The organism is Janthinobacterium sp. FW305-129, from assembly GCF_020858115.1.
In the GTDB taxonomy this organism is placed as follows: domain Bacteria; phylum Pseudomonadota; class Gammaproteobacteria; order Burkholderiales; family Burkholderiaceae_D; genus Janthinobacterium.
In genome coordinates this window covers 65,675-90,384 of record NZ_JACYMM010000008.1, presented here as the reverse complement: position 1 = coordinate 90,384, position 24,710 = coordinate 65,675, and the positions used below count along the sequence as shown (strand labels likewise).

26 protein-coding genes and 2 tRNA genes are annotated in these 24,710 nt (G+C 62.7%); 17 read left to right on the top strand and 11 right to left on the bottom strand.

Annotated features, from left to right (window positions below):
* Together greA and IGS61_RS17305 are read left to right on the top strand one after the other, a co-directional pair.
* Window positions 1-477, top strand: coding sequence for a transcription elongation factor GreA (gene greA, locus IGS61_RS17310; protein ID WP_034757428.1), 477 nt, complete (start codon window positions 1-3; stop codon window positions 475-477).
* Window positions 477-926, top strand: a complete 450-nt coding sequence (locus IGS61_RS17305; RefSeq protein WP_230540809.1) for a DUF4149 domain-containing protein — start codon at window positions 477-479, stop codon at window positions 924-926. Before greA ends, IGS61_RS17305 begins: the two co-directional genes overlap by 1 nt.
* A 107-nt stretch (window positions 927-1,033) precedes the next feature.
* On the opposite strand, the gene IGS61_RS17300 is transcribed toward IGS61_RS17305, so the two are convergent.
* On the bottom strand, window positions 1,034-1,504 hold the full coding sequence (locus IGS61_RS17300; protein ID WP_010397237.1) for a YhbY family RNA-binding protein: 471 nt from the start codon (window positions 1,502-1,504) through the stop codon (window positions 1,034-1,036).
* Window positions 1,505-1,546: 42 nt separating this feature from the next.
* Here IGS61_RS17300 and IGS61_RS17295 point away from each other — a divergent pair, with 42 nt between their 5' ends.
* The 6 genes from IGS61_RS17295 to IGS61_RS17270 all read left to right on the top strand — a co-directional run bounded on the left by IGS61_RS17295 (window position 1,547) and on the right by IGS61_RS17270 (window position 6,957).
* A complete protein-coding gene (locus tag IGS61_RS17295; RefSeq protein ID WP_034757436.1) occupies window positions 1,547-2,230 on the top strand; it encodes an RlmE family RNA methyltransferase in 684 nt (227 codons plus the stop codon).
* A gap of 202 nt (window positions 2,231-2,432) precedes the next feature.
* A complete protein-coding gene (gene ftsH, locus IGS61_RS17290) occupies window positions 2,433-4,313 on the top strand; it encodes an ATP-dependent zinc metalloprotease FtsH (RefSeq protein ID WP_077402824.1) in 1,881 nt (626 codons plus the stop codon).
* Between the two features lie 105 nt (window positions 4,314-4,418).
* Window positions 4,419-5,252: a dihydropteroate synthase gene (folP, locus tag IGS61_RS17285; RefSeq protein WP_230540808.1), complete on the top strand. Its 834-nt coding sequence runs from the start codon at window positions 4,419-4,421 to the stop codon at window positions 5,250-5,252.
* Window positions 5,253-5,292: 40 nt separating this feature from the next.
* Window positions 5,293-6,630, top strand: a complete 1,338-nt coding sequence (glmM, locus tag IGS61_RS17280) for a phosphoglucosamine mutase (protein WP_230540807.1) — start codon at window positions 5,293-5,295, stop codon at window positions 6,628-6,630.
* 81 nt (window positions 6,631-6,711) lie between these two features.
* Window positions 6,712-6,788, top strand: a tRNA-Pro gene (locus IGS61_RS17275).
* 94 nt (window positions 6,789-6,882) lie between these two features.
* A tRNA-Arg gene (locus tag IGS61_RS17270) sits at window positions 6,883-6,957 on the top strand.
* A gap of 80 nt (window positions 6,958-7,037) precedes the next feature.
* On the opposite strand, the gene IGS61_RS17265 is transcribed toward IGS61_RS17270, so the two are convergent.
* Together IGS61_RS17265 and IGS61_RS17260 are read right to left on the bottom strand one after the other, a co-directional pair.
* A complete protein-coding gene (locus IGS61_RS17265; RefSeq protein ID WP_230540806.1) occupies window positions 7,038-7,217 on the bottom strand; it encodes a hypothetical protein in 180 nt (59 codons plus the stop codon).
* Window positions 7,218-7,347: 130 nt separating this feature from the next.
* Entirely contained in the window at window positions 7,348-7,905 is a 558-nt protein-coding gene (locus IGS61_RS17260; protein WP_230540805.1) for a GbsR/MarR family transcriptional regulator, read from the bottom strand.
* A gap of 137 nt (window positions 7,906-8,042) precedes the next feature.
* Between IGS61_RS17260 and cydD the strand changes: the two genes are divergently transcribed.
* The 6 genes from cydD to IGS61_RS27975 all read left to right on the top strand — a co-directional run bounded on the left by cydD (window position 8,043) and on the right by IGS61_RS27975 (window position 16,497).
* Entirely contained in the window at window positions 8,043-9,731 is a 1,689-nt protein-coding gene (gene cydD, locus IGS61_RS17255; protein WP_230540804.1) for a thiol reductant ABC exporter subunit CydD, read from the top strand.
* Window positions 9,728-11,410, top strand: a complete 1,683-nt coding sequence (locus tag IGS61_RS17250; protein ID WP_230540803.1) for an amino acid ABC transporter ATP-binding/permease protein — start codon at window positions 9,728-9,730, stop codon at window positions 11,408-11,410. The genes cydD and IGS61_RS17250 overlap by 4 nt, the downstream gene beginning before the upstream one ends.
* Before the next feature lie 123 nt (window positions 11,411-11,533).
* On the top strand, window positions 11,534-13,111 hold the full coding sequence (locus tag IGS61_RS17245) for a cytochrome ubiquinol oxidase subunit I (RefSeq protein WP_230540802.1): 1,578 nt from the start codon (window positions 11,534-11,536) through the stop codon (window positions 13,109-13,111).
* Between the two features lie 13 nt (window positions 13,112-13,124).
* Window positions 13,125-14,279, top strand: a complete 1,155-nt coding sequence (cydB, locus tag IGS61_RS17240) for a cytochrome d ubiquinol oxidase subunit II (protein WP_230540801.1) — start codon at window positions 13,125-13,127, stop codon at window positions 14,277-14,279.
* A gap of 22 nt (window positions 14,280-14,301) precedes the next feature.
* Window positions 14,302-14,427 (top strand): cytochrome bd-I oxidase subunit CydX, encoded by a 126-nt coding sequence (gene cydX, locus IGS61_RS17235; protein WP_070258990.1) that lies wholly within the window; start codon window positions 14,302-14,304, stop codon window positions 14,425-14,427.
* 510 nt (window positions 14,428-14,937) lie between these two features.
* Complete coding sequence (locus IGS61_RS27975) at window positions 14,938-16,497, top strand: methyl-accepting chemotaxis protein (protein WP_329958069.1); 1,560 nt, start codon at window positions 14,938-14,940, stop codon at window positions 16,495-16,497.
* Window positions 16,498-16,537: 40 nt separating this feature from the next.
* Here the strand turns inward: IGS61_RS27975 and IGS61_RS17225 are convergent, their stop codons facing one another.
* Window positions 16,538-16,717: a hypothetical protein gene (locus tag IGS61_RS17225; protein WP_230540800.1), complete on the bottom strand. Its 180-nt coding sequence runs from the start codon at window positions 16,715-16,717 to the stop codon at window positions 16,538-16,540.
* Between the two features lie 164 nt (window positions 16,718-16,881).
* On the opposite strand from IGS61_RS17225, the gene IGS61_RS17220 reads away from it, so the two are divergent.
* A complete protein-coding gene (locus tag IGS61_RS17220; protein WP_230540799.1) occupies window positions 16,882-17,601 on the top strand; it encodes a hypothetical protein in 720 nt (239 codons plus the stop codon).
* An 83-nt stretch (window positions 17,602-17,684) separates the two neighbouring features.
* On the opposite strand, the gene IGS61_RS17215 is transcribed toward IGS61_RS17220, so the two are convergent.
* From IGS61_RS17215 to IGS61_RS17205, 3 genes are all read right to left on the bottom strand, one after another.
* Window positions 17,685-18,074 (bottom strand): hypothetical protein, encoded by a 390-nt coding sequence (locus IGS61_RS17215; RefSeq protein WP_230540798.1) that lies wholly within the window; start codon window positions 18,072-18,074, stop codon window positions 17,685-17,687.
* A 124-nt stretch (window positions 18,075-18,198) separates the two neighbouring features.
* Window positions 18,199-18,573 (bottom strand): DUF1294 domain-containing protein, encoded by a 375-nt coding sequence (locus tag IGS61_RS17210; RefSeq protein ID WP_230540797.1) that lies wholly within the window; start codon window positions 18,571-18,573, stop codon window positions 18,199-18,201.
* A 59-nt stretch (window positions 18,574-18,632) separates the two neighbouring features.
* Entirely contained in the window at window positions 18,633-19,199 is a 567-nt protein-coding gene (locus IGS61_RS17205; protein ID WP_230540796.1) for a methylated-DNA--[protein]-cysteine S-methyltransferase, read from the bottom strand.
* 95 nt (window positions 19,200-19,294) lie between these two features.
* Between IGS61_RS17205 and IGS61_RS17200 the strand changes: the two genes are divergently transcribed.
* A complete protein-coding gene (locus IGS61_RS17200; protein WP_230540795.1) occupies window positions 19,295-20,044 on the top strand; it encodes a nucleotidyltransferase domain-containing protein in 750 nt (249 codons plus the stop codon).
* Here IGS61_RS17200 and IGS61_RS17195 read toward each other — a convergent pair.
* A complete protein-coding gene (locus tag IGS61_RS17195; RefSeq protein WP_230540794.1) occupies window positions 20,041-22,275 on the bottom strand; it encodes a TonB-dependent siderophore receptor in 2,235 nt (744 codons plus the stop codon). The genes IGS61_RS17200 and IGS61_RS17195 overlap by 4 nt on opposite strands.
* Before the next feature lie 327 nt (window positions 22,276-22,602).
* Here IGS61_RS17195 and IGS61_RS17190 point away from each other — a divergent pair, with 327 nt between their 5' ends.
* Entirely contained in the window at window positions 22,603-23,445 is an 843-nt protein-coding gene (locus IGS61_RS17190; protein ID WP_230540793.1) for a hypothetical protein, read from the top strand.
* A gap of 11 nt (window positions 23,446-23,456) precedes the next feature.
* On the opposite strand, the gene IGS61_RS17185 is transcribed toward IGS61_RS17190, so the two are convergent.
* The 3 genes from IGS61_RS17185 to IGS61_RS17175 all read right to left on the bottom strand — a co-directional run bounded on the left by IGS61_RS17185 (window position 23,457) and on the right by IGS61_RS17175 (window position 24,659).
* Complete coding sequence (locus IGS61_RS17185) at window positions 23,457-23,855, bottom strand: bacteriohemerythrin (protein WP_230540792.1); 399 nt, start codon at window positions 23,853-23,855, stop codon at window positions 23,457-23,459.
* Between the two features lie 312 nt (window positions 23,856-24,167).
* A complete protein-coding gene (locus tag IGS61_RS17180) occupies window positions 24,168-24,323 on the bottom strand; it encodes a hypothetical protein (RefSeq protein WP_230540791.1) in 156 nt (51 codons plus the stop codon).
* A gap of 150 nt (window positions 24,324-24,473) precedes the next feature.
* The gene (locus tag IGS61_RS17175; RefSeq protein WP_099402374.1) at window positions 24,474-24,659 is read right to left on the bottom strand and encodes a hypothetical protein; all 186 of its coding nucleotides are present in this window, start codon (window positions 24,657-24,659) and stop codon (window positions 24,474-24,476) included.
* Window positions 24,660-24,710 lie beyond the last annotated feature (51 nt).

The window sequence follows — 24,710 nt, the reverse complement described above, 5'->3', positions numbered from 1 at the left end:
ATGACCTCAGTCCCATTGACCAAATACGGCGCAGAACTCCTGAAGGAAGAGCTGCATCATTTGAAGACCAAGGAACGCCGCATCGTCATCGATGCGATCGCCGAAGCGCGTTCGCACGGAGATTTGTCGGAAAACGCCGAGTACGATGCCGCCAAGGAACGCCAGGCCTTCGTCGAAGGCCGCATCGCCGAACTCGAAGGCAAGCTGGGCGCAGCGCAGATCATCGACCCGACCGCGCTCGACGCGGAAGGCCGCGTGGTGTTTGCCTCGACCGTGAACCTGGAAGACCTGGAATCGGGCCAGAAAGTCACGTACCAGATCGTCGGCCTCGATGAAGCCGACTTGAAAATGAACAAGGTTTCCGTGACGTCCCCGATCGCCCGCGCGCTGATCGGCAAGTACGCCGGCGACGTGGTGGAAGTGCAGGCGCCGTCCGGCCCGCGCGAATACGAAATCCTGGAAGTGCTGTACATCTGATGCTGACGCGCCTGCGTTTCCTCGTTGCCGCCCTGTGGGCCGGCAGCCTGTGGACCATCGGCTTCATCGTGGCGCCCACCCTGTTCGGCACCCTGGGCGACCGCGTGCTGGCGGGCAATATCGCCGGCAGCATGTTCCGCGCCGAGGCATGGCTGTCCATCGCCTGTGCCTTGATACTGCTGGCCTTGCTGCAATGGGCGCCCGGCGCGCTGGAGCTCAAGCGCCGCCGCCTGCTGGGGGCGCTGGTGCTGTCCATGCTCGTGTGCGCGCTGCTCAGCCATTTCGGCATTTCGCCGCTGATGGCCGAACTCAAGGCGCAAGCGCAGGGTTCCTCCGGCCTCATGGACGAGGCCATGCGCAGCCGCTTCGGCATGCTGCATGGCGTGTCGACCGCGATCTTTGCCGTGCAGAGCCTGCTGGCGGGCGTATTGATCTGGAAACAGCAGTAATTTGATGCAGGTAAAGTAATCGCATGAAAAAAAGCGGAGCAGGGGATATCCCGTGCTCCGCTTCTTGTTTCAAGCCCGGCCGCCTTGCGGTGGCCGGGTGAACAGGCTTACTTGCTGCCCAGTGCGCTTTTCTTGGCGCTTTTCTGACGTGGCTTGGCACGCTTGATGGAACCGCCTTCGGTAACGCGCTCATTGCCCTTGATCATGACTTTCGTCACGCTGGGGCGCTTGGTGCCGCTGGCGCTGGCCTTGACGATGGTCACTTCGCGCATGCCTTTGCCGGCGCTGACCTTCTCCTTAACCACTTCTTTTTTCGGACGGTAGATTACCAGCAGTTTGCCAATATGTTGTACCGGGGCGGCGCCGAGATTGCCGCAAATCGTATCGTACATTCCGACGCGGGCTTCGCGGTCGTCGCCGAACACGCGGACTTTAATCAGGCCGTGCGAATCCAGGCCAAGGTCGATCTCTTTGAGGACAGCAGGTGTCAAGCCCGCTTCGCCAATGATGACGATAGGCTTCAGCGCGTGTGCTTCGGCGCGCAGTGCGCTGCGCTCTACGGGTGTAAGTTTTAGCATAATAATATTTAGTAATTCCCTTAAAAGCAGTATTCTACGCGAATGGCAAAGAAGAAATTAAACAAAAACTGGTTGCACGACCACATAAATGATCCTTATGTGAAGTTGGCGCAAAAAGAGGGCTACCGCGCCCGGGCAGCATACAAGCTGAAAGAAATCGATGAAGACGAGAAACTGATCAAACCTGGCCAGGTGATCGTCGACCTGGGCTGCACTCCTGGCAGCTGGGCCCAGTATACGCGGCGCAAGCTGGCCGGCAAGGACGGCGGCGGGGTCAATGGTACCCTGATTGGCCTGGACATGCTGGAAATGGAACCGATTGCCGATTTCCACTTCATCCAGGGCGACTTCCGCGAAGCGCGCGTGCTGCGCCAGCTGGAAGTGGTGTTGCAGGGACGCAAGGTCGACCTGGTCCTGTCGGACATGGCGCCCAACCTGTCGGGCATCGCCACGGCGGACGCCGCGCGCATGGAGCATCTGATCGACCTGGCCATCGAATTTTCGCAATTGCATTTGAAACCATCGGGCGTATTGCTGGTGAAATGCTTTAAAGACATGGGTTTCAGCCAGATCGTGGAGAAATTCCGCGCTGAATTCAAGGTCGTGGTGCAGAAAAAACCCAAGGCCAGCCGCGATAAATCGTCGGAAATCTTCCTGATGGGCCGTGGAATCAAGAATCCGCTGAAAAATGCCGTGGAAGAAGATGATTCCGCCCTTGATATTTAAGCGGGAATCCGCACATGGGAACGAGAAGTGCAGTAGCGTCTGATGGCATAAAAGCCTAAATTGTTTATACTGCATTTTTTTGCGTGAACGCGGTTTTTTCGCGCGCACGGATCGGCGGGCTTTGGCACGGCCCGCTTATTGCGAGTAAAATCGTGTTTCTAGCTATAGGTAAAGAGATGCGCACTGCATCCAAGGAGTCTTCGTGAATAACATGTTTTCCAAATCTGCCATCTGGGTAGTCGTATTGCTGCTGTTGTTCATGCTGTTCAAGCAATTCGACAGTCATGGCGCCACAGGCGGCAGCAAGGCCATCGCTTATTCCGATTTGCTGGATGAAGTCAAAGCCAAGCGCGTCAAGGATGTCGTGATCGAAGGTTCGTCGATCACCGCCAAGCTGATGGACGACACCAAGGTGCGTACCACCGCCACCAGCCTCGACAAGGGCCTGATCGGCGACCTGCGCGACAATGGCGTGCATTTCGATGTGCGTCCGCCCGAGGAAGCGTCTTTCCTGCAAACTATTTTTGTTTCCTGGTTCCCCATGCTGCTGTTGATCGGCGTCTGGGTCTTCTTCATGCGTCAGATGCAAGGCGGCGGCAAGGGCGGGGCATTCTCGTTCGGCAAGTCGAAGGCGCGCATGATGGATGAAGCCAGCAACACCGTCACCTTCGCCGATGTCGCCGGTTGCGACGAAGCGAAAGAAGAAGTCAACGAAGTGGTCGACTTCCTCAAGGATCCGAGCAAGTTCCAGAAACTGGGCGGCCGCATTCCCCGCGGCGTGCTGATGGTCGGTCCTCCTGGCACGGGTAAAACCCTGCTGGCGCGCGCCATCGCCGGCGAAGCCAAGGTGCCGTTCTTCTCGATTTCCGGTTCCGACTTCGTGGAAATGTTCGTCGGCGTCGGCGCCAGCCGCGTGCGCGACATGTTCGAAAACGCGAAAAAGCATTCGCCGTGCATCATCTTCATCGATGAGATCGACGCTGTCGGCCGTCACCGCGGCGCCGGCATGGGCGGCGGCAATGACGAGCGCGAACAGACCCTGAACCAGTTGCTGGTCGAGATGGACGGTTTTGAAGCGAACTCCGGCGTCATCGTCGTGGCCGCCACCAACCGCGCCGATGTGCTCGACAAAGCCTTGCTGCGTCCGGGCCGCTTCGACCGCCAGGTGTCCGTCGGCTTGCCCGATATCCGCGGCCGCGAGCAGATCTTGAACGTGCACATGCGCAAAGTGCCTATCGGTACTGACGTGAAAGCCGATATCCTGGCCCGCGGCACCCCCGGTTTCTCGGGCGCGGACCTGGCCAACCTGGTCAACGAGGCAGCCCTGTTCGCGGCCCGCCGCAGCAAGCGCCTGGTGGAAATGGCGGACTTCGAAGATGCGAAAGACAAGATCTACATGGGTCCCGAGCGTAAATCGATGATCATCCGCGAGGAAGAGCGTCGCAATACGGCTTACCATGAGTCCGGTCACGCCGTCGTCGCCAAGCTGCTGCCGAAGGCTGATCCCGTGCATAAAGTGACGATCATGCCGCGTGGCTGGGCCCTGGGCCTGACGTGGCAGTTGCCGGAACACGACAACTTGTCCGCCTACAAGGACAAGATGCTGGAAGAAATTTCCATCCTGTTCGGCGGCCGTATCGCCGAAGAGATTTTCGTTGGACAAATGTCCACCGGTGCGTCGAACGACTTTTCGCGTGCCACCAAGCTGGCCCGTTCCATGGTGACCCGCTTCGGCATGTCCGACAGCATGGGCGTGATGGTCTACGAAGACAGCGAAAACGAAGGTTTCTTCGGTGGCGCCACCAAGACGATCTCGGAAGCGACCCAGCAAAAGGTCGATGCTGAAATCCGCAACATTCTCGACAAGCAATATGCTTTGGCGCGCACCTTGCTGGAAAGCAACCGCGACAAGGTGGAAATGATGACCAAAGCCTTGCTGGAATGGGAAACCATTGATGCAGAGCAAATCAATGACATCATGGCCGGCCTGGAGCCGCGTCCACCGAAAGTCATTCCGCCACGCCGCAATGCGGGCGACAGCGGCACGGGCGGCATCTCGCCAAACGTGACGGCGCCAGCCTGATAGCTGCCACTGCTTGATTGGTGACATGTAATAGAAGGGTAAGGAGCAATCCTTGCCCTTTTTCGTTGCCGCGGCAGTTTTTTCCTGACGACTAAAAAGATTCACATGCGACACTATTTGCAATTCGGCCGCTTCGGCTTCAACCTGTCCGGCACGCAGGCGCTGGTGATGGGCATCCTGAACATCACGCCCGATTCGTTTTCCGATGCGGGCCAGTACCAGCACCTGGAATTTGCCCTGTCGCGCGCCGAGCAGATGATTGCTGACGGCGCCGACATCATCGACATCGGCGGCGAATCGAGCCGCCCCGGCGCGCCGCCGCTGCCGCTGCAGGACGAGTTGCAGCGCGTCATGCCGGTGCTGTACGCCTTGCGCGACTGCGGCAAGCCCCTGTCCGTCGACACGTATAAACCCGAAGTGATGCGCGAAGCCATCCTGGCGGGCGCCGACATGATCAACGATATCAACGGTTTCCGCGCGCCGGGCGCCATCGACGCCGTGCGGGACAGCGATTGCGCGCTGTGCATCATGCACATGCAAAGCGTGCCGCAAACCATGCAGGACCAGCCGCAATACGAGGACGTGGTGCGCGAAGTCATCGACTTCCTGCGCGAACGCATCGATACGATGACGGCGGCCGGCATCGACCGCGAGCGCCTGTGCATCGATCCCGGCTTTGGCTTCGGCAAGACGGTGGAGCAGAATTACGCTTTATTGCGCGCCACGCGCCGGCTGCGCAGCGAGCTGGGCCTGCCCGTGCTGGCCGGCCTGTCGCGTAAGTCGATGATCGGCGCCGTCACGGGACGTCCCGTCGAGCAGCGTCTGGCCGGCAGTGTTGCCGGTGCACTTGCTGCGGTAGCGCAAGGTGCAGAAATTATCCGTGTGCATGATGTAGCTGAAACCGTCGATGCATTGAAGGTCTGGCGCATGGCACACTGAGCCTGTAAGATTTATCATAAACAACAAAAAGAGAAATACGATGACGCGTAAATATTTTGGCACCGATGGCATCCGCGGCCTGGTGGGCACGGCTCCGATCACCCCCGATTTCGTCATGCGCCTCGGCTATGCGGCCGGCAAGGTGCTGGCCAAGTCGCAAGGCGGCAAGGCGCGCCCGACTGTGCTGATCGGCAAGGACACGCGCATTTCCGGCTACATGCTGGAAGCGGCGCTGGAGGCGGGCTTGTCGGCCGCCGGCGTGGACGTGATGCTGGCCGGCCCCATGCCGACGCCGGCGATCGCCTACCTGACGCGGGCGCTGCGCCTGTCGGCCGGCGTGGTCATTTCCGCCTCGCACAATCCGTATCACGACAATGGCATCAAGTTCTTTTCCGGCCAGGGCACCAAGCTGCCTGACAGCGTGGAACTGGAAATCGAAGCGGCGCTCGACGAACCGATGGCTTGCGTGCCATCGGACAAGCTGGGCCGCGCCAAGCGCCTGGACGATGCCCAGGGCCGCTACATCGAATTTTGCAAGGGCACCTTCCCGAACGAGCTGGACTTGCGCGGCCTGAAGATCGTTGTCGATTGCGCGCACGGCGCCGCCTACCATATCGCCCCGCACGTGTTCCATGAGCTGGGTGCGGAAGTCATCGCCATCGGCAACAAGCCCGATGGCTTCAACATCAATGCGGGCTTTGGCGCCACGGCGACCAAGGCCATGGCCGAAGCCGTCGTCGAGCATGGCGCCGACCTGGGCATCGCCCTCGATGGCGACGCCGACCGCCTGATCATGTGCGATGCCACGGGCCGCCTGTATAACGGTGACGAGTTGTTGTACGTCATGGTCAAGGACCGCCTGGCGACGGGCCCCGTGGCCGGCGCCGTAGGCACCCTGATGACGAATATGGCGCTGGAAGTGCTGTTCAAGCAGCAGGGCATCGGCTTTGCGCGCGCCAAGGTGGGCGACCGCTACGTGCTGGAAGTCATGAAGGAAAAGGGCTGGATCCTGGGCGGCGAAGGTTCCGGCCATTTGCTGTGCCTGGACAAGCACACGACGGGCGACGGCATCGTTTCTGCGCTGCAAGTATTGTCCGCGCTCAAGCGCAGCGGCCAGAGCCTGCAGCAATGCCTGGCCGAACTGGTGCTGTTCCCGCAAACCCTGATCAACCTGCGCGTGGCGCCCGGTTTCGACTGGCAGAAAAATGCCGCCATGGTGGCCGAGAAGGAACTGGTCGAGGCCGAACTGGGCGACACGGGCCGCGTGCTGATCCGCGCTTCGGGCACGGAGCCGCTGATTCGCGTGATGGTGGAAGCGAAGGATAAGGACAAGGCTGAATCGATGGCGCGCCGCATCGCGGATAAAGTGGCGGTGTAAGGGCAGGCGCCGATAGTTATTTCCATCTAATTCGTCTATGGCAATTGACGAAATTGAGTGGGGGCGTTATTATCTTGTCTTCGGAGTGTGGCGCAGCCCGGTAGCGCACCTGGTTTGGGACCAGGGGGTCCAAGGTTCGAATCCTTGTACTCCGACCAAAGTCATAAGCGGGCTGTCAGAAATGACAGCCCGTTTTCTATTCCGCGCAAGCATTTCATTGCTGGCGTGCATGGATTAAAATACTTCACCTTTCCGCCCATCGTTCAACGGATAGGACAACGGTCTTCTAAACCGTGAATGGGGGTTCGATTCCCTCTGGGCGGACCAGTTTCATACTGGCCACGAGCATGCGGCAAGCTGCCGCACCACAGCGCATCGTTCCCTTCCTCCCGTCTTGCTCGCCGGTTCTACGGCTGCGCAAACAACACCAAACTCAGCAAATACAGCAGCGGCACCGCGCACAGCAGCGCCGAACACAGCGATAGCACTTTCTTGCTCGCCATGCGCGCCAGGCGCAGCCGTTCGCGCACGGGCAAATGCTGGCGCAGCAGGCTGCGCGCGCGGGGATGGAATGGGGATTCATGCATGGAAGCTCCTTCGCAAGGGTGGCGGTGGTGCCAGCCAGCATAGCGAGAGGTGCATAAAGGCGGTGTAAAGAGTCGGGCGCAGCGCGTATGCGCGGTGTAAACGGGGCGCCGCGGCCCGTGAGGGCGGGGCTTACTTTTCGCTGTCGTCGGGACTCTTGCCGAACAGGCGATCCTTGGCGTTGAGCAATTTTTGCACCTTGGCGCCCATTTTCATCAGTTGCGCCATCGATTCGGGCGACAGGCGCTGCAAGTCGTCGAACCAGGTATTGGCCAGGTCGACCAATTCATACATCTCGCGCATGCGCTCCTGCGCATACTGGTCCACGGGTTCCGTGGCCGGCGCCAGCAACGATTCGCGCAGCACCGTCAGGGTGGGCGCCACTTCGCGGCGGCGGCGCTCGGCGGCCACCACGCGGAAGATCTGCCAGACGTCGCCCAGCGAGGAAAAATATTCGCGCCGGTCGCCGGGGATGCGCGACTGGCGGATCAAGCCCCAGCCCTGCAATTCCTTCAAGCCGATGCTCACGTTCGAGCGCGAGAAACTCAGGTGTTCCGCGATTTCATCCGCGTGCAAGGGATGCTCCGCGACAAATAACAAGGCGTACACTTGCCCCACCGTGCGGTTAAAGCCCCAGCGGCTGCCCATCTCGCCGAAATGGCTGACGAAGGTCAGGATCAGCGGCGTCATTTGGATATTTTGAGTTTTCATAATTATCCGAATTTTTTCACGCCATACTGGTGGGGTCAATTGATATATGTCATGTTTCGCAGTATTATACAAAAAATCGAATTTACAGAAAATTCTGAAAACTCAAAAAGTATAAGATGCCGACCACGCCTTTGACCTTGCCCCGCTTTATTCTTCCCCGTGCCGCCAGCCTGGCGCAGGGGGGCGCCGCCTTGCTGTGGCTGCCGCAAGCGGCCTTGCTGGCCTGGGCCGTGCAAGCCATGCTCGATGGCGCGCCCTGGCGCGCGGCCCTGTTGCCGGCGGCCGGCGTGCTGCTGCTGGGCGTGCTGCGCGCCGGCTGCGAAGCGTGGGGCGCGCGGCGCATGTACGCGGCGGCGCGCGGGCACCTGTCCACCTTGCGCGCGCAAGTGGCGCAAGCACTGGCGCGCCGTTCGCCGCTGGACCGCCAGCGTGCCCGGTCGGGCCAGGCGGCCAGCGTCATCGCCGAGCAAGCCGAAGCCATCGTGCCGTATCTGGTGCGCTACAAGCCCGCGCGCTGGAAGGTGCTCACCGTGCCGCTCGTGATCCTGGCCGCCGTGACGCCGCTGTCGTGGATCGCCGCCTTGATCCTGCTCATCGCCGCGCCCCTGATTCCCGTCTTCATGGCCCTGGTCGGCATGGGCGCGCAAGCGGCCAGCCGCGCGCAGATGGTGGAAATGGGCAGCATGAACGCCTTCCTGCTGGATCGCCTGCGCGGCCTGGCCACCTTGCGCGCGCTGGGCGCCGTCGACGCCACAGCCGAGCGGCTCGATGCCTCGTCGCAATCCGTGCGCCGGCGCACGATGGTGGTGCTGCGCATCGCCTTTTTGTCGTCCGCCGTGCTGGAACTGTTTTCCGCGCTGGGCGTCGCCATGGTGGCCGCGTTCATCGGTTTTTCCTTGCTGGGCAGCATCAATTTCGGCACCTGGGGCCGCGAACTGACGCTGGGGCAGGGCCTGTTCATCCTGCTGCTGGCGCCCGCGTTCTTCGAACCGCTGCGCGAGCTGGCCGCTGTCTGGCATGACAAGGCGGCCGGCGAAGCGGGCCTGGCCGGCTTGCACGACCTGGCGGGCGAGGGCGTCGCCCTGCCTGGCGCTGGCGTGGAAGCGGCCGCCGTCTCCGCCGCGGCCATGGCGGTGGCGCCGCCGCCTGCCATTGACATCCATCAACTGCGCTTTGCCCACCCTGGCGAAGCGCCCGTGTTCGACCGCTTTGACTTGAGCGTGCGCGCCGGTGAGCACGTGGCCCTGCTGGGCGCCAGCGGCGCCGGCAAGACCACCTTGCTGTCCCTGCTGGCTGGCTTGCTGCCCGCCAGCGGCGGCGAGATCCGCATCGGCGGCGTGCGCCAGACCGACAGTACCGTCAATACCTTGCGCCAGCGCATGGCCTGGATGGGCCAGCGTCCGCACGTGTTTGCCGCGTCCGTCAGCCAGAACGTGACCCTGGGCCGCAGCGGCGCCAGCGGCAGCCCCGCGCAGGTGACGCAGGCGCTGCACCTGGCCGACCTGGCCGGCGTGGCCCAGGCGCAGCCGGCCGTCATGCTCAGCGATGGCGGCCAGGGCTTGTCCGGCGGCGAAGCCGTGCGCCTGGCCCTGGCCCGCGTGGCCCTGCATCCGCATGCGGATTTGCTGCTGGTCGATGAACCGACGGCCCACCTGGACAGCGAAACGGCGGCGCGCGTCACGGACGCCTTGCTGGAATTGGCGAAAGGCAAGACGATGCTCGTCGCCACGCACGACCCCGTGCTGGCGGGCCGCTTGCAGCGCACGGTGCACGTCGATGCGCAGGCGCAGGAGCTGAGCGCATGAAGAATTCACTGGCACTGCACCCCGTCCTGCGGCAATTGCTGCTGGCCCAGCCCGGCAAGCTGATCGGGGGCGCCTTGCTGGCGGCCCTGACGGCCGTGGCCGGCATGGCCTTATTGGGCTTGTCCGGCTGGTTCATCACGGCTACCTCGATTGCCGGCCTGCACGCCTCGACGGCCATCCTGTTCGACGTGTTCGGCCCGTCGGCCGGCATCCGCCTGCTGGCCATCGGCCGCACTGGCTCGCGCTATGCGGAACGGCTCGTCACGCACGACGCCACGTTCGCCGCGCTGGCGGCCATCCGCGTGCGGCTGTTCCGCGGCTGGTCGCGCCCGGAAGCGGCCAGCCGCTTGCTGCGCCAGCCCGCCAGGCTGCTGTTCCGCCTGACGGCCGATATCGACGCGCTCGAAGCGCTGTATCTGCGCCTGCTGGTGCCTGCCTTCACGGCACTGTGCGCGGCCTTGCTGGCCGGCGTGGCGCTGGGCGCGATGCAGTGGCAGCTGGGCCTGGGCCTGGCCGCGTGGCTGCTGGCCGCCGGCGGCGGCATCAGCTGGGTCGTGGCGCAGCGTGCCCGCCGGCCCGCCATCGTGCGCTCGCGCGCCATTGAAAAATTGCGCTCCGGCACCATCGACCTGGTGGCCGGCCAGACGGACCTGGTGATGGCGGGCCGCATCGACGCCCAGTGCGCCGCGCTGGGACAGATCGACCGCTCGCTGGCGCAAGCCGATGTCGCCCTGCAGCGCCTGGAGACGGCGGCCGGCGCCGCGTATGGCGTGGCCGGCAGCGCGCTACTTTCCGGCGTCTTGCTGGCCGTGGCCGCGCTGGTGCAGCAGCAAACACTGAACGTGCCGCTGGCGGCGCTGGCCCTGCTGATCGCCCTGACGGCCGTGGAACCGTTCGCGGGACTGCGCCGCGGCGCGCTGGAAGCGGGGCGCATGCTGCTGGCCATGCGCCGCCTGGCGCCGCGCCTGGATGGCGACGATGTACCGCCGCCGCCCGTCGACGCCGCACCGGGCTTGCGCCTGGACAATGTCAGCGCCGCGCATGCGGGCAGCAATGTTGCAATTTTGCATGACATATCGCTGCACATCGCCGATGGCGAGCGCGTGGCCTTGATCGGCCCCAGCGGCGCGGGCAAGTCCACCTTGCTGGCCATCGCCGCGCGCGAGCTGGCGCCCCTGTCGGGCACGGTGCACGCGGGCCGCGCCTGCCTGTTCACGCAGAAGACGGAATTGTTCCAGGACAGCTTGCGCGACAACCTGCGCCTGGCCGACCCGTCCGCCAGCGATGCGCAGCTGTGGGCGACGCTGCAATCGGCCGGCCTGGACGACGAGGTACGGGCCATGGCGGGCGGCCTCGACACTTTGCTGGGCGAGGGCGGCCTGGGCTTGTCGGGCGGCCAGGCGCGGCGCCTGGCGCTGGCGCGGCTGTTCCTGCATGCATCGGCCTTGTGGCTGCTGGACGAAGCGACGGAAGCGCTCAATGCCCAGGTGGCAAGCGACGTGCTGCAGCGCCTGCGCGCGCGCTGCGAAGGGCGCAGCTTGCTGATCGCAACCCACTTGCGGCGCGAAGCGGCGCTGGCGGACCGGCTGGTGAGCCTGCGCGACGGCCGCATCGTGGGCGACGCGCGCCGTGGCACGCCAGCCTTCGAGGCGGCGCTGGCGGGCTTGCGCGGCGATTAGGGAATAAAGAAGACCGGAGACACAGGCGGTGCCGCACGCCAGCCTGAGGGCGGCGGAACCAATCGAACTACATCAGATAGATACCAAGTTTGCAATTCAGTAGGGAAACACCAAGGAAATCATATGGACTTCGATATTGTCGCTTTATCCAGACTGCAGTTCGCGCTGACAGCTCTGTACCACTTTATATTCGTTCCGCTGACGATAGGCCTGTCAGTGATCCTCGCCATCATGGAGACGGTTTATGTGATGACGAACCGTCCCATCTGGCGCGACATGACCAAGTTCTGGGGTGTCTTGTTCGGCATCAACTTCGCCATGGGCGTGGCGACGGGCATCGTCATGGAATTCCAGTTCGGCATGAACTGGAGCTATTACAGCCATTATGTGGGCGACATCTTCGGCGCGCCGCTGGCCATCGAGGGCTTGATGGCCTTCTTCCTGGAAGCGACCTTCGTCGGCCTGTTCTTCTTCGGCTGGGACAAGCTGTCGAAGCGGGGCCACCTGGTCACCACCTGGCTGGTGGCCATCGGCTCGAACTTCTCGGCCCTGTGGATTTTGATCGCCAACGGCTGGATGCAAAATCCCGTCGGCGCGGCCTTCAATCCGCAGACCATGCGCATGGAAGTGACGGATTTCGGCGCCGTGCTGACGAATCCTGTTGCGCAGGCGAAATTCGTGCACACGGTGTCGGCCGGCTATACGGCGGCGGCCATCTTCGTGCTGGGTATTTCTGCCTGGTATCTGCTGAAAGGCCGCCACGTGCAGCTGGCCAAGCGCTCGATGACGGTGGCCGCCTCGTTCGGCCTGGCCGCCACCCTGTCGGTGGTGGTGCTGGGCGACGAAAGCGGCTACCTGTCGTCCGAACATCAAAAAATGAAGCTGGCCGCCATCGAAGCCATGTGGACTACGGAGCCGGCGCCCGCCGCCTTCACGGCCATCGGTTTCCCCGACGCAAAAGCGCGCGAGACGCATTATGCCGTGCACATCCCGATGGTGATGGGCCTGATCGGCACGCGTTCGCTGACGACGGAAATCCCCGGCATCGAGCAATTGGTCGACCGCGGCGAACTGCTGATCCAGGATGGCATCAAGGCGTATGACGCGCTGCAAACCATCCGCGGCGTGGCGCCGGGCAGCCCCGTGCCGCAGGACGCGAAAGACATGTTCGAGTCGAAAGGCCAGTCCATGGGCTACGCCTTGTTATTAAAACGCTATGTCGACGATCCGCGCCAGGCCACGCCCGAGCAGATCCGCAAGGCCGCGCTCGACACCGTGCCGCCCGTGGGACCCTTGTTCTGGTCCTTCCGCGTGATGGTGGGCCTGGGCATGTTCTTTATCTTGTTGACCGGCACCTTCTTCATCCTGTCGACGCGCCGCACGCTGGACAAGCACCGCTGGCTGCTGAAACTGGCCGTGTTCGCCATCCCGCTGCCGTGGGTGGCCATCGAGGCGGGCTGGATCGTGGCCGAAGTGGGCCGCCAGCCGTGGGTCATCGAAGGCGTGCTGCCGACGGCCGTGGCCGTCTCGAACCTGGGCGCGACGACCTTGCTGATTACCATTGCCGGCTTTGCCGCCATCTACACCGTGCTGTTGATTATCGAAATGAAGCTCATGCTCAAGGCCATCCGCAAGGGGCCGGAAGAGACGGCGCCGGCTACCGCGCCCGCCCCCGCAGCCATTCATACTCAACGCGCCTGAGGAGGGCCAGACCATGATTTTGCATGAAATGATTTCTTACGAAACCCTGCGCCTGATCTGGTGGCTGCTGATCGGCGTGCTGCTGGTCGGCTTTGCCATCACGGACGGCTTCGACCTGGGCACGGGTATTTTGCTGCCCTTCGCCGGCAAGACGGACCTCGAGCGCCGTGTCATCATCAACAGCATCGGTCCCGTGTGGGAAGGCAACCAGGTGTGGCTGATCCTGGGCGGCGGCGCCATCTTTGCCGCCTGGCCGCAGCTGTACGCCGTGTCGTTCTCGGGCTTTTACCTGGCCATGTTCGTCATCCTCGTGGCGCTGATCGTGCGTCCCGTGGCGTTCAAGTTCCGCAGCAAGCGCGAAGACCCGCGCTGGCGCGCCCGCTGGGATGCGGCCCTGTTCGTGGGCGGCTTCGTGCCGGCCCTGATCTGCGGCGTGGCCATCGGCAACGTGCTGCAGGGCGTGCCGTTCCGTTTCTCGCCAGACATGCACATCTTCTATGACGGCACGTTCTTCGCGCTGCTCAACCCGTTTGCCTTGCTGTGCGGCCTCGTTTCGGTCGCCATGCTGGTGATGCACGGCGCCACCTGGCTGCAGCTGAAAACGGACGGTCTTGTCGCCGAACGGGCGCGCCGCTACGGCAGCGTGGCGGCGCTTGCCACCGTCGTGCTGTATGCGGCAGCCGGCGTGGCCCTGTGGCTGTGGGTCGATGGCTACCGCGTCACCAGCGCCGTCGTCGTCGACGGTCCGTCGAACCCGATGCTGAAGACGGCGCAAGTGCACGTGGGCGCCTGGTTCGCCAACTTTGCCGCCCACCCGTGGACCTGGATCGCTCCAGCGCTGGGCCTGCTTTGCCCGCTGCTGGCCTTCGCCTTCCAGCGCGCGCGCCGCGAAGTGCCCGCCTTGCTGGCCAGCGCGGCTGCCATCGCCGGCATCATCCTCGGCGTGGGCGCGGCCATGTTCCCGTTCATCCTGCCTTCGTCGATCGATCCGCGCGCCAGCCTGACGGTGTGGGATTCCTCGTCCAGCCACATGACCCTGTTCATCATGCTGGTCGTCACGGCCGTCTTCATTCCCCTCATCGTGGCCTACACGACGTGGGTATATAAAGTGCTGTGGGGCAAGGTTGATGGAAAAGCAATCGAAGACGAGAGCGGTCACGCTTACTAAGAATTAAGGAAAGGATATAACTATGTGGTATTTCGCCTGGATACTGGGTCTTCCGCTGGCGGCGACGTTCGCCGTGCTCAATGCGATGTGGTATGAAATCGCCGATGGCGACACGACACCTGAGCAGTACCGCGACACGCCGAAGTAAAAGCGCGTCGGCTTGACTGGCCCCGCCCGGTGCGATGGTTTTGCCATTGCCGCCCGGCGGGGCTTTGCTATGGTTTTCTCGCATTTCCGGAAAGCAATTGCAGCAATAAGAATGCTGTGAAGCACGGATGGATTCGTTGTGCGGCCAACACAGAACGCGTCGCCGTAGCGCCAGAACTTCACTGCTCCCTGCATGTCCATCGCCCGGCCCTGCCGTTCGCGGCAGCCGCGCGCAGGGGAGGGAAGCGCTAGAACTTGTTTTCACGCCGATGTCACGGCTCTTTACATAAATTTATGTTTTTTGTGTTTTTTATTTTCATATTTGTGAATTTTAATTAAATTCGTACTAAATTGTCAGAATTCGCTGTAAAATAAGTTGCCTGTCATAAAAATATAATGATGATTTGGCAGGTTTTTCGCGGCTTCGACTGAGCGTCTGCCATCCGCGCGAGAGTAGTGCCGCCTCGGTCGCTGAACCAGAGGCAAGCATAGTTAATTTAAGGAAAACATCATGAGTATGCTAAGAGGACTCAAACTAACGCACCGCCTGGCTGTGCTGATTGTGATCTTTTCAGTCGGTTTCATTCTCTATGGCCTATGGTCGTTCAAGACTCTGCAAGAATGGAAAGTGAACGGCCCTGTCTATCAGAAAATTGTGCAAAGCAAGGATCTGATTGCGGACGTGTTGCCGCCGCCGGAGTACATACTGGAATCCTATCTGGTCAGTTTTCAGCTGATGGCGACCGAGGATCGTGCCGAACAGGCGCAGCTGATCGCCCAATTCAAAACGCTCAAACATGATTACGATGAGCGCCATGCATTCTGGAAGGGCGCGGCACTGGATGCCGATATCGCCGGGCTGTTGCTGAACAAGGCGCATGCGCCGGCACAGGCCTTCTATACGACGGCACTGCAACAGTTCATCCCCGCAATCGAGGCGCAGGACAAGGCTGGCGCCGCCGTTGCGATGAAAACAATGACGATGAGCTACACCCAGCATCTGCAGGCCATCAAGCAACTGGTCGAGATGACCACCCAACGCGCGTCGGCGATAGAGGCGGAGTCGGGCGCGCGCATCACGGTGGCGAGCAGCTTGCTGCTGGCGATACTGCTGGTCTCGCTGGGCACGGCGATTGCGGTGGCTGTGCTCATCAGCAAGAGTATTACCAAGCCACTGCAGGATGCCGTGAACATTGCCCGCATTGTCGCTTCCGGTGACCTGCGCAGCCATATCGCAACGGACTATCGCGACGAGCCGGGCGAATTGATGCGTGCTCTGAAAAGCATGACGGAGAGCCTGCGTCATACGGTGAGCCGTGTGCGTGGCGGGACTGAAACCATTTCGACTGCCTCGCAGGAAATTGCTGCTGGCAATCTGGACCTCTCGGCCAGAACGGAGGCTCAGGCCGGTGCACTGGAGCAAACGTCGTCGGCGATGCAGCAGCTAACCAGCACGGTGCAGCAGAATGCCGAAAGCGCCCAGCAAGCCAATCAACTGGTTTTGTCGGCTTCAGCGGTCGCGGTGCAGGGCGGGGAGGTGGTCGAGCGTGTCGTCGCGACCATGGGCTCCATCAAGGATAGCTCGAACCGTATCGTCGAGATCATTTCCGTGATCGATGGCATCGCGTTTCAGACCAATATACTGGCCCTGAACGCGGCAGTCGAAGCGGCGCGCGCCGGTGAACTGGGGCGCGGTTTTGCTGTCGTCGCGTCGGAGGTGCGTGCCCTGGCGCAACGGTCCGCCAGTGCCGCCAAAGAGATCAAGCAGCTGATTGCCGAGTCGGTCGAAAAAGTCGAGCTTGGCAGCAATCTGGCCGATGAAGCGGGCGGCACGATGAAGCAAATCGTCTCATCGGTCCAGCAGGTCGCGGGCATCATGGGCGAAATCGCCGTCGCCAGCCACGAACAAAACGATGGCATCAAACAGGTGAATCAGGCCATCAGTCAGATGGATGCGGTGACCCAGCAGAATGCCGCCCTGGTCGAGCAGGCAGCGGCGGCAGCGGCCAGCATGCAGGAGCAGGCGGACAACATGATGCAGGACGTGCGCGTGTTCAAATTGCTGGCGTGACCTCAGTGTCCGGCCTTGTGCCACCGGACAGGCAGGGGACTCAGGCCGGCGTGCTGGGTGAAGGTTTCGGCACGGCAACAGCAATCGGGTCGCTGGCCGGAAAGCTTTCTTTCAGCGCTTCATCGAGCGCTTCCTCGGCGTGGCTTTCGCCAGCAGGCGTGGGCGAATCGCGCTCCGGCGGCGGGGCGGGCGTGGTGGCGGCGTTGGTGCTCGAATGCATGGTGATCCCCTCGCGATGGTGCGCCAGGTTGCCGGGAGGCGATGGCGCGGGCTGATGCTTCCAGCCTAGCACATCGCGCAGAAACAGCGCGCCCGCTGCGCCCGCAGCAGGAACGGATGGCAGCGTCTGCTACACTGCGCTCCACTTTGACCGATGGAACCGCCATGACCTCCCTATCCCTGCCATACCGCGCCACCGCAACCGAAGCTTGTGCCTGGCTGGCGCAACAGACGGGCACGCCATGGAGCCTGGCGCGCCTGCTCGAGCAGGGCGGCTTGCCGTACGTCTGGCTCGACTACAGCGAGGCCTGGGCCGAGCTGTTCCATGACGGCGTGACGCGCTATGCGGCGCCCGTCGTGTTTATCGGCGACAAAGAACACCTGGCCTCGGGCGTCGGCGACGTGTGGCTGCGTTTGACGCGCGATTCCGGCAACATCGCCATCGAACTCAAGGCGCCGGGCTTGCGCGTGCCGCTGGACGGCTTGCACTTCCAGGAGCGCGATCTCTTGCGTTTGCTCAAGGAGTTGCAGCATCCGCAGCCGGAAGAAGCGGAAGCGGACAAGGCACCCGTGGCCTTGCCCAGCGCCTTGAAGGGCCTGGGGCGCGAACAGATTCTGACCGCCTTTGCCGGCGTGGGCAAGGTCGATCTGGACAAAGGGATGGCTGGCGGCGTGGGCATCTTTGGCGACGATGGCGCCCGTGTGCGCAAGAATTCGCGCGGCGGCAAGAACAGCCATTTGTGGCATCCGGTGACGTTGGCGTTCGGCTTGCACGACGTGCACCGCGTGCCGATGGCGCACCTGAAGAAGGCGTTTGCCACGCAACCGTTGCTGCGCGAATGGAAGGCGGACTGGCTGGAATCGCTGCGCTTGCTGGGCGAGTAATTAGATGACTCAAGCGTGCCGCGCGCCGCACGTTGCGCCAGCCGTGCCGGCATCTTGTTCGACGGCATCGGCCTTGCGATCGATTATTCGCTTTCCTCGATCCTGCCGCCGCATTGCGTATAGCAGGCTCTGTAATCTGCCTCGCATTGCCATGTTCCAGAGGCGGTTGAGGAGCAATATTGGCGTTTCTTCGAGCACAGTTCCCGCTCCGCATCTGTTTTCGCCACTGCCAGGCAGATGGACACCGTACTGACGTTGCGCATCTCACAAGCTTGTGCCTGGGCCGCAGCAACTTGCTCCTTGCCGGCAATGCATATTTGTTGATTGGTCCCGCAGCTCGTCACGCATTGACGCCCCGCATCGGAGTTCGGGGGAATAAAGCGATAGCTTGTGCAGCCCGCCAATGTGATCGCGAAACAAATCGCAGCGGCAAGGCGGAACAAGAAGGAATGGTGGATTTGCAAGGTACGCATGCTCGAAAAGTGCTTTCCCGTATAGATGAATTGGCTTAAATATCGTAAGTATTGATATTCTGACAGGCGATCATTTCAAGAACAATGCGCTGCAATAATTGTTACATCTTGGCGGGCGGCAGTTTTACAGTTCGATGGGCGCCACGTCGGTGCCGATATCGGGCGCCGCGTAATGCATGCTGAAATACACGAAGGCGCCGATATTGAGGGCGACCGTGATCCAGAACACGATGCGGAACGAGCGCTTGCTCGACTTGTGGCGCAGCCATTGCTGGGCCAGCACGGCGCCCGGCCAGCCGCAAAGCAGCCCCAGCAGCAGCAGGGTGCGCTCCGAGGTGCGCCAGCGCCCTTGTTTTGCGGCCGATTTGTCGATCGCATAGGCAACGAAGCAGCTGAGGCTCAGCACGCCATACACGAGGGCGACCAGGACGGGGATGTGGAAAAAGAAGGTGGCCAGCAAATACAGAACGGCAAAGAACAGGATGACAAGGTAGGGCATAGGATGGGTTGGCTTGAGCGGGGGACGTGAGTATCCCACACGGGCAGCGATGCCGCTGACTAAAATAAACAGCCTTGCGCCATATCAATGTGCACGGCGCGGCGGCGGGCGTGGCCCGTTTTCAGTGCTTCGCGGTCGCTGGACAGGGAAATGCCTTCCAGCGCCAGCAAGGTTTCCTTGGCATGCAAGCCGCCCGCAAAGCCCGTCAACTCGCCGGTGGCGCCGATGACGCGGTGGCAGGGGGCGATGATGGAAATGGGATTCCTGCCATTGGCGGCGCCCACGGCGCGCACGGCGGCGGGGCGGCCGATCTGGCGCGCGATCTCGCCATAGCTGCGCGTCTGGCCGTACGGTATCGTCAGCAGCGCGCGCCACACTTCCTGCTGGAAAGGCGTGCCATCGAAATCGAGCGGCACGTCAAAACGCTGGCGCGCGCCGGCGAAATACTCGCCCAGCTGGCGCGCCGTTTCCTGCAGCACGGCGCAACTGTCATCGACGCGCATCGCGCCCAGACGCACGCGGTTCGGCTTGTCGTTTTCCCACAGGATGGCCGCCAGCGCCGCGCCGCGCGCCACCAGGGTCAGTTCGCCCACGGGCGAGGGCACCACGATGCAGTCGTATTCCATGTCTGTTCCTTGATCGGAGAGTGCCAGTGTAGCAGGCTGGCGGCCGCTTGCGTATTGCGTGTAGGATAGTGTTTTATCGACATGGAGCACCGGCTTTGACGACGATTCCCACCTACGAGACCATCTGCGCCATTGCCCAGCGGCTGGTACGCGAACGCTATCCCACGGCCGTGGCGGCCATCATCGGCGGCTCATTCGCCACGGGCCGGCAAACGGCCAGTTCCGATATCGATTTGCTGCTGCTGTTCGAGCACGTCGATTGCGCCTGGCGCGACACCCTCGTTGCCGAAGGCCGCACGGTGGAACTGTTCGCGCACGACCTGGCCACGTTCACGTATTTTTGCAAGGAAATGGATGCGCCTGGCGGCACGGTGCCGCTGGCGATGATGGTCGTCGAAGGGGAAAACATCGTCGCTGCAAGCGAACACTACGCGCAACTGCACGCGCTGGCGCACGCCATCGACACGGCCGGGCCGCCCGTGCTCGACGTGGAAAACCTGCAGCGCCGGCGCTACGCCATCACCACGGCGCTGGAAGACCTGGTCGACAGCACGCACCCGGGCGAGGCGCTGGCCGTCGCTTGCCAGCTGTATGCAGCGCTGGCCGACCTGAGCCTGCGCGCCGCAGGGCAGTGGAGCGGCGGCGGCAAGCACCAGTTCCGCCGCCTGCAGGCGTTCGACGCGGCCATCGCCGCACAGCTCGATGGCGCGCTGCGCCTGGTCGCCAGCGACTTGCCGGCTGGCCAGCGCGCGTTCGAGCAAGTCGCCGCCGCCGTGCTGGCGCCCGTGGGCGGCCCCTTGCTCGATGGCTTTACCTTGCCCGCCCCCGGGCACTGGCGTGCTTAGAACGCCGTGCGCACGGCCAGGCTGACGTTGCGCGGCTCACCCCAGAACACGCCGTCGAAGAAGCCCACGTTGCGGTAGTACTTTTTATCGAGCAAGTTATTCACGTTCAGCTGCACGCTGGCGTGGCGGTTGATGGCATAGCTGGCCATGGCGTTGACCAGCGCATAGCCGGCCTGCGGGATATTCGTCATCTCGTTCGATGGCGGGCGGCCGTACCACGATTCGCTGTAGGTGGCGCTTTGCGCCGTCATGCTGGCGCCCGCTTTCAGGCCGCTCAGGCGGCCGTCGAAGCGGTAGCTGGTGGCCAGGCGCAGCAAGTGGCGCGGCTGCGTGGTGGCGGCGCGACGGCCATCGGCCTCGGCCGCGTGCAGATAGGTATAGCCGCCGCTCGCTTCCCAGGCGGGAGACAACTGGCCGGAGACGTCGAATTCCACGCCCTTGGCCGTTACGCCCGCGCCATTGGCCACCATGGCCTGGCCGCCATCGGGCAGCAAAAAGCCGGGCGGCACCGTGCGGTCGAGTTCCGCCAGGTTCTTTTTCTTCGTGTGGAACAGGGCGGCCGACGCGTTCAGCTTGCCTTCATAAAATTCGCCCTTGATGCCCAGTTCCGCATTGTCGCCTGTTTCCGGCGCCAGAAACTTGTCGTTGCGGTCCTTGCTCGATTGCGGGTTGAACAGTTGCGTGAAGCTGGCGTAGGCCGAATATTGCTTGTTGATATCGAACACGGCGCCCACGTATGGCGTGACTTCGTTGCGCGTTTCCACAAAGTCGCCGCTGCCCGTGTACACGCCTTGCGTGTTGTAGTTGCGCGTGTCCGTGCGGTAAGTACTGCTGCGCGCGCCGATGATCACATGCAGCGGGTCGGCCAGGCTCAAACGCGTGGCCACATAGCCGCCCGCCAGGCGCGTGACTTTTTCCGTATGCGAGCCATCCGGGTGGAATACGGGGCGGGGGATGTTGCCCGTCCAGCTGCGGTAATCAGGGACCAAAGGTTCATAATCGATTTTCGCCTTGCCGCCGGGGGAACGCTCCTGGCGGTTGTCGCCATTCCAGCCGATGATGGCCGTGTGTTTGCGTCCCAGCAAGGTAAATGGCCCGCTGGCGTAGACGTCGAAATTGTCGCTGTTCCTTTCTCCCGCGCCCCGTGCGCCCGTCCACAGTTTCATGCCTGTGCCGGTGGCGGGATCGGGATGACCTTCGCCCGCATAGGCGACGGTGGTGCGGTTCGTGCTTTCCGTGCGCGCATAACCGAGGTGAAGATTCCAGTTGCCCGGCAGGCGCTGCTCCACCGACGTGAATACCGTGTGCTGCTTTTGGGCCCAGGTGCTCCATGGCGCCGTCCAGCTGGTGTTGCGCGGCAAGTTCGCCAGGCTGCCGTCCGCATTCCAGTAGGGCACGGCGCCCCAGGTGGCGCCCGTGGGCTTGTTGTCCTGGAAGTCGACGCCGGCCGTCAGCAGGGTGCCGGGACGCAAGTCCGCCTCGACGATGAGCATGCCGACCGTCTTGCGTTCGTGATACATGTCCAGGTAGGAATCGCGTTTTTGCCAGGCCAGGGCCGTGCGCGCGCGCACGCTGCCCTCCGCGTTCAGGGGCGTGGACAGGTCGGCCTCGATCCTCTGGTCATCCCAGCGGCCCATGATGAGGCCGGCGCTGGCCTGGAATTCCTTCGCCGGCCGCTTGCGTATCATGTTGATGGTGGCCGACGGGTCGCCCGTGCCGCCCATCAGGCCGGTGGCGCCGCGCACGACCTCGATGCGGTCGTACAAAATCGTGTCTTGCAATGGCGCATTGCCGCCGCGCGCCATGCCGTCGATCTGGAGATTGTTGATGCCGAAGCCGCGCGCATAAAAAGTCGTGCGCTCCGTGTCGTTCTGGCCCACCTGGATACCCGTCGTCTGCGCCAGCGCCTGGTCCAGGCGCACGGCGCCCAGGTCGTCGAGCAACTGGCGCGTGATGACGCTGACCGATTGCGGCGTTTCGCGCAGCGACAGGTCCATGCGCGTGGCGCTGCGCGTTTCGCCTGCCGTGTACGACTGCGTGCCTTCCGTGGTGGCCATTGACTGGCCCAGCACGGTGACGGCCGGCATGGTCACGTCGGCCGGGGCGGCGTCGGCGGCCAGTGCCGGCAGGGCCACGCCGGCGGCAAGACTGAGCAGACTGATGTGTAATAAATGGGGCAGGGGGCGCAGGGCGGGCAGGCGCGAAGAAGAGAGGACGGTGGTCGTTTGCATTATTTTCCTGGAGTATTTTTAGTCGTGTGTGTTCCTATCTCGTCTGGCGAGTGGCGCAGTAGCTGGGGGGATGGCGTGACGCTGGCCCGGGATCTGGCTCGGATAGCAGTTCCACCCGCGCATGGCAGTGGAAAGGGCGTGCATGATTCCGTTCACATAATGTGAATAAGAATCATTATCAATATAAGTGGTATTTGCCAAATAATCAAGCGTGCGCACCAAAGGAGTGCAGGCAGCCGAGTACAGGCCGCCCAAGGGCGGCGCATCGTCCGGCCTTCTGCGATAATGCAGGCGCTGACAAAATATTTTCCTCATTGAAAGAAATGCATGCGTACATGGATCGCTTGTGCCGGATGGTTGTGTGTCGTGTCGCTGGGCCAGGCCCAGGAACACGCGCCGCCGCCGGCTGTTCCCGCGCCGCTGCAGAGTGCCAGCGTGCCGCCCGCCGCCGTATCGTCACCGCTTGCGCCAGCCACCGCCGCGGCGCCAGCGGCGAGCGCGGAGGACGCCTTGCCCTCGCAAACGGTGACGATCACGGCCAGCGGCGACGCCAAGGCGCCGCGCGTGCGCTTCACGGCTTACCGTGAAAGTTATCTGACGGCCAGGAAAGTGTGGCAAGTGTCGAGCGGCAGCGTGGTCATGGCCCTGCGCCTGATTCCGGCCAAGCTCAGCGCCACCATCGACGACGTGCGCGTGGCCTTGCAAGGCAATGGCGCGCCCATGCCGATCAAGGTGTCCGACGGCGGCGTGTTTGTCGTGCCGCTCAACGAGGACATCGCCGCGCAGGACGGCTCCTTCCTGGTGAACAAGGGCAGGGGCGAGCTGACGGCGAATATCGTGTTGCAGCCGTCCGTGGCGCGCGATGCCTGGAACGTCACGCGCGTGGGGCAAGTCCTGCACGACGCGCGGCGCGCCGTGCGGGCCATCACGCCATGGTACAAGCGGCCGTTCGCCGACGACGTGCAAGCGCTGGCCTTTTGCGCGGCCGAGCGGGGCAGCGCCTTGCAGTTAATGGATGGCGAGCAACTGATCGCTACCTTGCCCATGAGCGAGCCGGCCGTCAACGACATCCGACAGCCCGTGTTTTGCAAGATTTTCGACGGCGAAGACAAGTATCCGGGACATTACCGCGTGGTCTTGCCCGAGCAGGCGACGGTGCTGTTGCTGTAGAGGCTAAGTCCCTAGTTAGGCTGGCGCTGCACCAGTTCCAGCGCCGCCGCCAGGGCCAGGTCCATGGTGGCCTGGTGAAAGATCAGCCATTGCGGCAACAGCGACAGCGCATGGCGCCCCTGTTCCAGGTCGCCCTCATCGACGGCGGCCCAGGCATGGTGCAAGCCGCTGAGCACGCGCGCATGCTGTTCGCGGTGGTTGGCCAGCGAGGGAAAGGCGATTTGCTCCATCAAATCCTCTTCCTCGCGGAAATCGCGTTCGACGGCCGCAACCAGCTCGCGAAATGCCACGCTGAAATGCTGGTCGCTCAATTGCTGCAGCCGCGCCAGCTCCAGAAACAGCGCCTCATGCGCCTCGTCGATGGCGGGAACGCCCAGCGCCATCTCATCCTTCCAATGCGATTTACCCATGCCGATGCTCCAGGTTAAGTCCGTCGCGGTGCGAAGCGGACTGTTCCAGTGTGGGCGCAGCGAAGGGCGAAATCCATGATCTGGATCAAAAGTATGGTGAAGAGGCAAAGAGGAAAACAAGACAAAAACAAATGGACGAAGGGAACAAATTCCCACCCGCAACAAAGCGGTTTTAAACGATGCGCCGTGTTACCGAGCGCCGCTGAAAAACGCCGCTGGCAAGGCGTCTTTGACGCAGACAGTACGCTAGTACGGCAAGTCAAAGCAACGCAGCCAGCGGCGCGCTTGTTCAACTGCCCTCAGCCGCGCGTATTACTGCTTGGGCCAGTGGGCCCACATGCCTTGCGCATCCACATTCGGCACCTGCAACTGCTGCCCGGCCGACGTCTGCATCGCATCCCTCAGCACGAGGGGCACGAGCAGCAAGGCCGACAAGGCGAGACAGAGCAGCACTTTGAGCGTCAACATGGTCGTCTCCCGGTGTCCTGGCGGCGGCGCGGGGATGCGGCGCCTGCCGGTCACGTTCTATGTACTACCATGCTTGCAGTTTAGTTCATCTGATTGAAACTTCAACTAGTTGCTGTGATGCACTGCACCAGTTGCCGATCATGACGGCGTTTATTTTGCCTTGCGGCTGCGCCGTGGCTTGCCTGTTGGCGGAAGAAAGGAATCGAACCACACTTGCGTCAACTGCCGCGTATTTTTCGCCGCTTCGCGCTTGACGGCGGCCGTGGCGTGGCCGCGCGCCGTGTTGGCGATGCGGTTGGCGGCGCTCAGGTACATGCTCATCCAGGGGTTTTTCATGGCTAGCCTCGCAGAGAAGGGGGCGGCGCGGGTTTGCCGCCATGTCCCCAC

What these genes read in the sequence shown, in the direction of transcription:
- greA (WP_034757428.1), top strand. Translation starts at nt 1, where the DNA reads ATGACCTCAGTCCCATTGACCAAATACGGCGCAGAACTCCTGAAGGAA.
- IGS61_RS17305 (WP_230540809.1), top strand. Translation starts at nt 477, where the DNA reads ATGCTGACGCGCCTGCGTTTCCTCGTTGCCGCCCTGTGGGCCGGCAGC.
- IGS61_RS17300 (WP_010397237.1), bottom strand. Translation starts at nt 1,504, where the DNA reads ATGCTAAAACTTACACCCGTAGAGCGCAGCGCACTGCGCGCCGAAGCA.
- IGS61_RS17295 (WP_034757436.1), top strand. Translation starts at nt 1,547, where the DNA reads ATGGCAAAGAAGAAATTAAACAAAAACTGGTTGCACGACCACATAAAT.
- folP (WP_230540808.1), top strand. Translation starts at nt 4,419, where the DNA reads ATGCGACACTATTTGCAATTCGGCCGCTTCGGCTTCAACCTGTCCGGC.
- glmM (WP_230540807.1), top strand. Translation starts at nt 5,293, where the DNA reads ATGACGCGTAAATATTTTGGCACCGATGGCATCCGCGGCCTGGTGGGC.
- IGS61_RS17265 (WP_230540806.1), bottom strand. Translation starts at nt 7,217, where the DNA reads ATGCATGAATCCCCATTCCATCCCCGCGCGCGCAGCCTGCTGCGCCAG.
- IGS61_RS17260 (WP_230540805.1), bottom strand. Translation starts at nt 7,905, where the DNA reads ATGACGCCGCTGATCCTGACCTTCGTCAGCCATTTCGGCGAGATGGGC.
- cydD (WP_230540804.1), top strand. Translation starts at nt 8,043, where the DNA reads ATGCCGACCACGCCTTTGACCTTGCCCCGCTTTATTCTTCCCCGTGCC.
- IGS61_RS17250 (WP_230540803.1), top strand. Translation starts at nt 9,728, where the DNA reads ATGAAGAATTCACTGGCACTGCACCCCGTCCTGCGGCAATTGCTGCTG.
- IGS61_RS17245 (WP_230540802.1), top strand. Translation starts at nt 11,534, where the DNA reads ATGGACTTCGATATTGTCGCTTTATCCAGACTGCAGTTCGCGCTGACA.
- cydB (WP_230540801.1), top strand. Translation starts at nt 13,125, where the DNA reads ATGATTTTGCATGAAATGATTTCTTACGAAACCCTGCGCCTGATCTGG.
- cydX (WP_070258990.1), top strand. Translation starts at nt 14,302, where the DNA reads ATGTGGTATTTCGCCTGGATACTGGGTCTTCCGCTGGCGGCGACGTTC.
- IGS61_RS27975 (WP_329958069.1), top strand. Translation starts at nt 14,938, where the DNA reads ATGAGTATGCTAAGAGGACTCAAACTAACGCACCGCCTGGCTGTGCTG.
- IGS61_RS17225 (WP_230540800.1), bottom strand. Translation starts at nt 16,717, where the DNA reads ATGCATTCGAGCACCAACGCCGCCACCACGCCCGCCCCGCCGCCGGAG.
- IGS61_RS17220 (WP_230540799.1), top strand. Translation starts at nt 16,882, where the DNA reads ATGACCTCCCTATCCCTGCCATACCGCGCCACCGCAACCGAAGCTTGT.
- IGS61_RS17215 (WP_230540798.1), bottom strand. Translation starts at nt 18,074, where the DNA reads ATGCGTACCTTGCAAATCCACCATTCCTTCTTGTTCCGCCTTGCCGCT.
- IGS61_RS17210 (WP_230540797.1), bottom strand. Translation starts at nt 18,573, where the DNA reads ATGCCCTACCTTGTCATCCTGTTCTTTGCCGTTCTGTATTTGCTGGCC.
- IGS61_RS17205 (WP_230540796.1), bottom strand. Translation starts at nt 19,199, where the DNA reads ATGGAATACGACTGCATCGTGGTGCCCTCGCCCGTGGGCGAACTGACC.
- IGS61_RS17195 (WP_230540794.1), bottom strand. Translation starts at nt 22,275, where the DNA reads ATGCAAACGACCACCGTCCTCTCTTCTTCGCGCCTGCCCGCCCTGCGC.
- IGS61_RS17190 (WP_230540793.1), top strand. Translation starts at nt 22,603, where the DNA reads ATGCGTACATGGATCGCTTGTGCCGGATGGTTGTGTGTCGTGTCGCTG.
- IGS61_RS17185 (WP_230540792.1), bottom strand. Translation starts at nt 23,855, where the DNA reads ATGGGTAAATCGCATTGGAAGGATGAGATGGCGCTGGGCGTTCCCGCC.
- IGS61_RS17180 (WP_230540791.1), bottom strand. Translation starts at nt 24,323, where the DNA reads ATGTTGACGCTCAAAGTGCTGCTCTGTCTCGCCTTGTCGGCCTTGCTG.
- IGS61_RS17175 (WP_099402374.1), bottom strand. Translation starts at nt 24,659, where the DNA reads ATGAAAAACCCCTGGATGAGCATGTACCTGAGCGCCGCCAACCGCATC.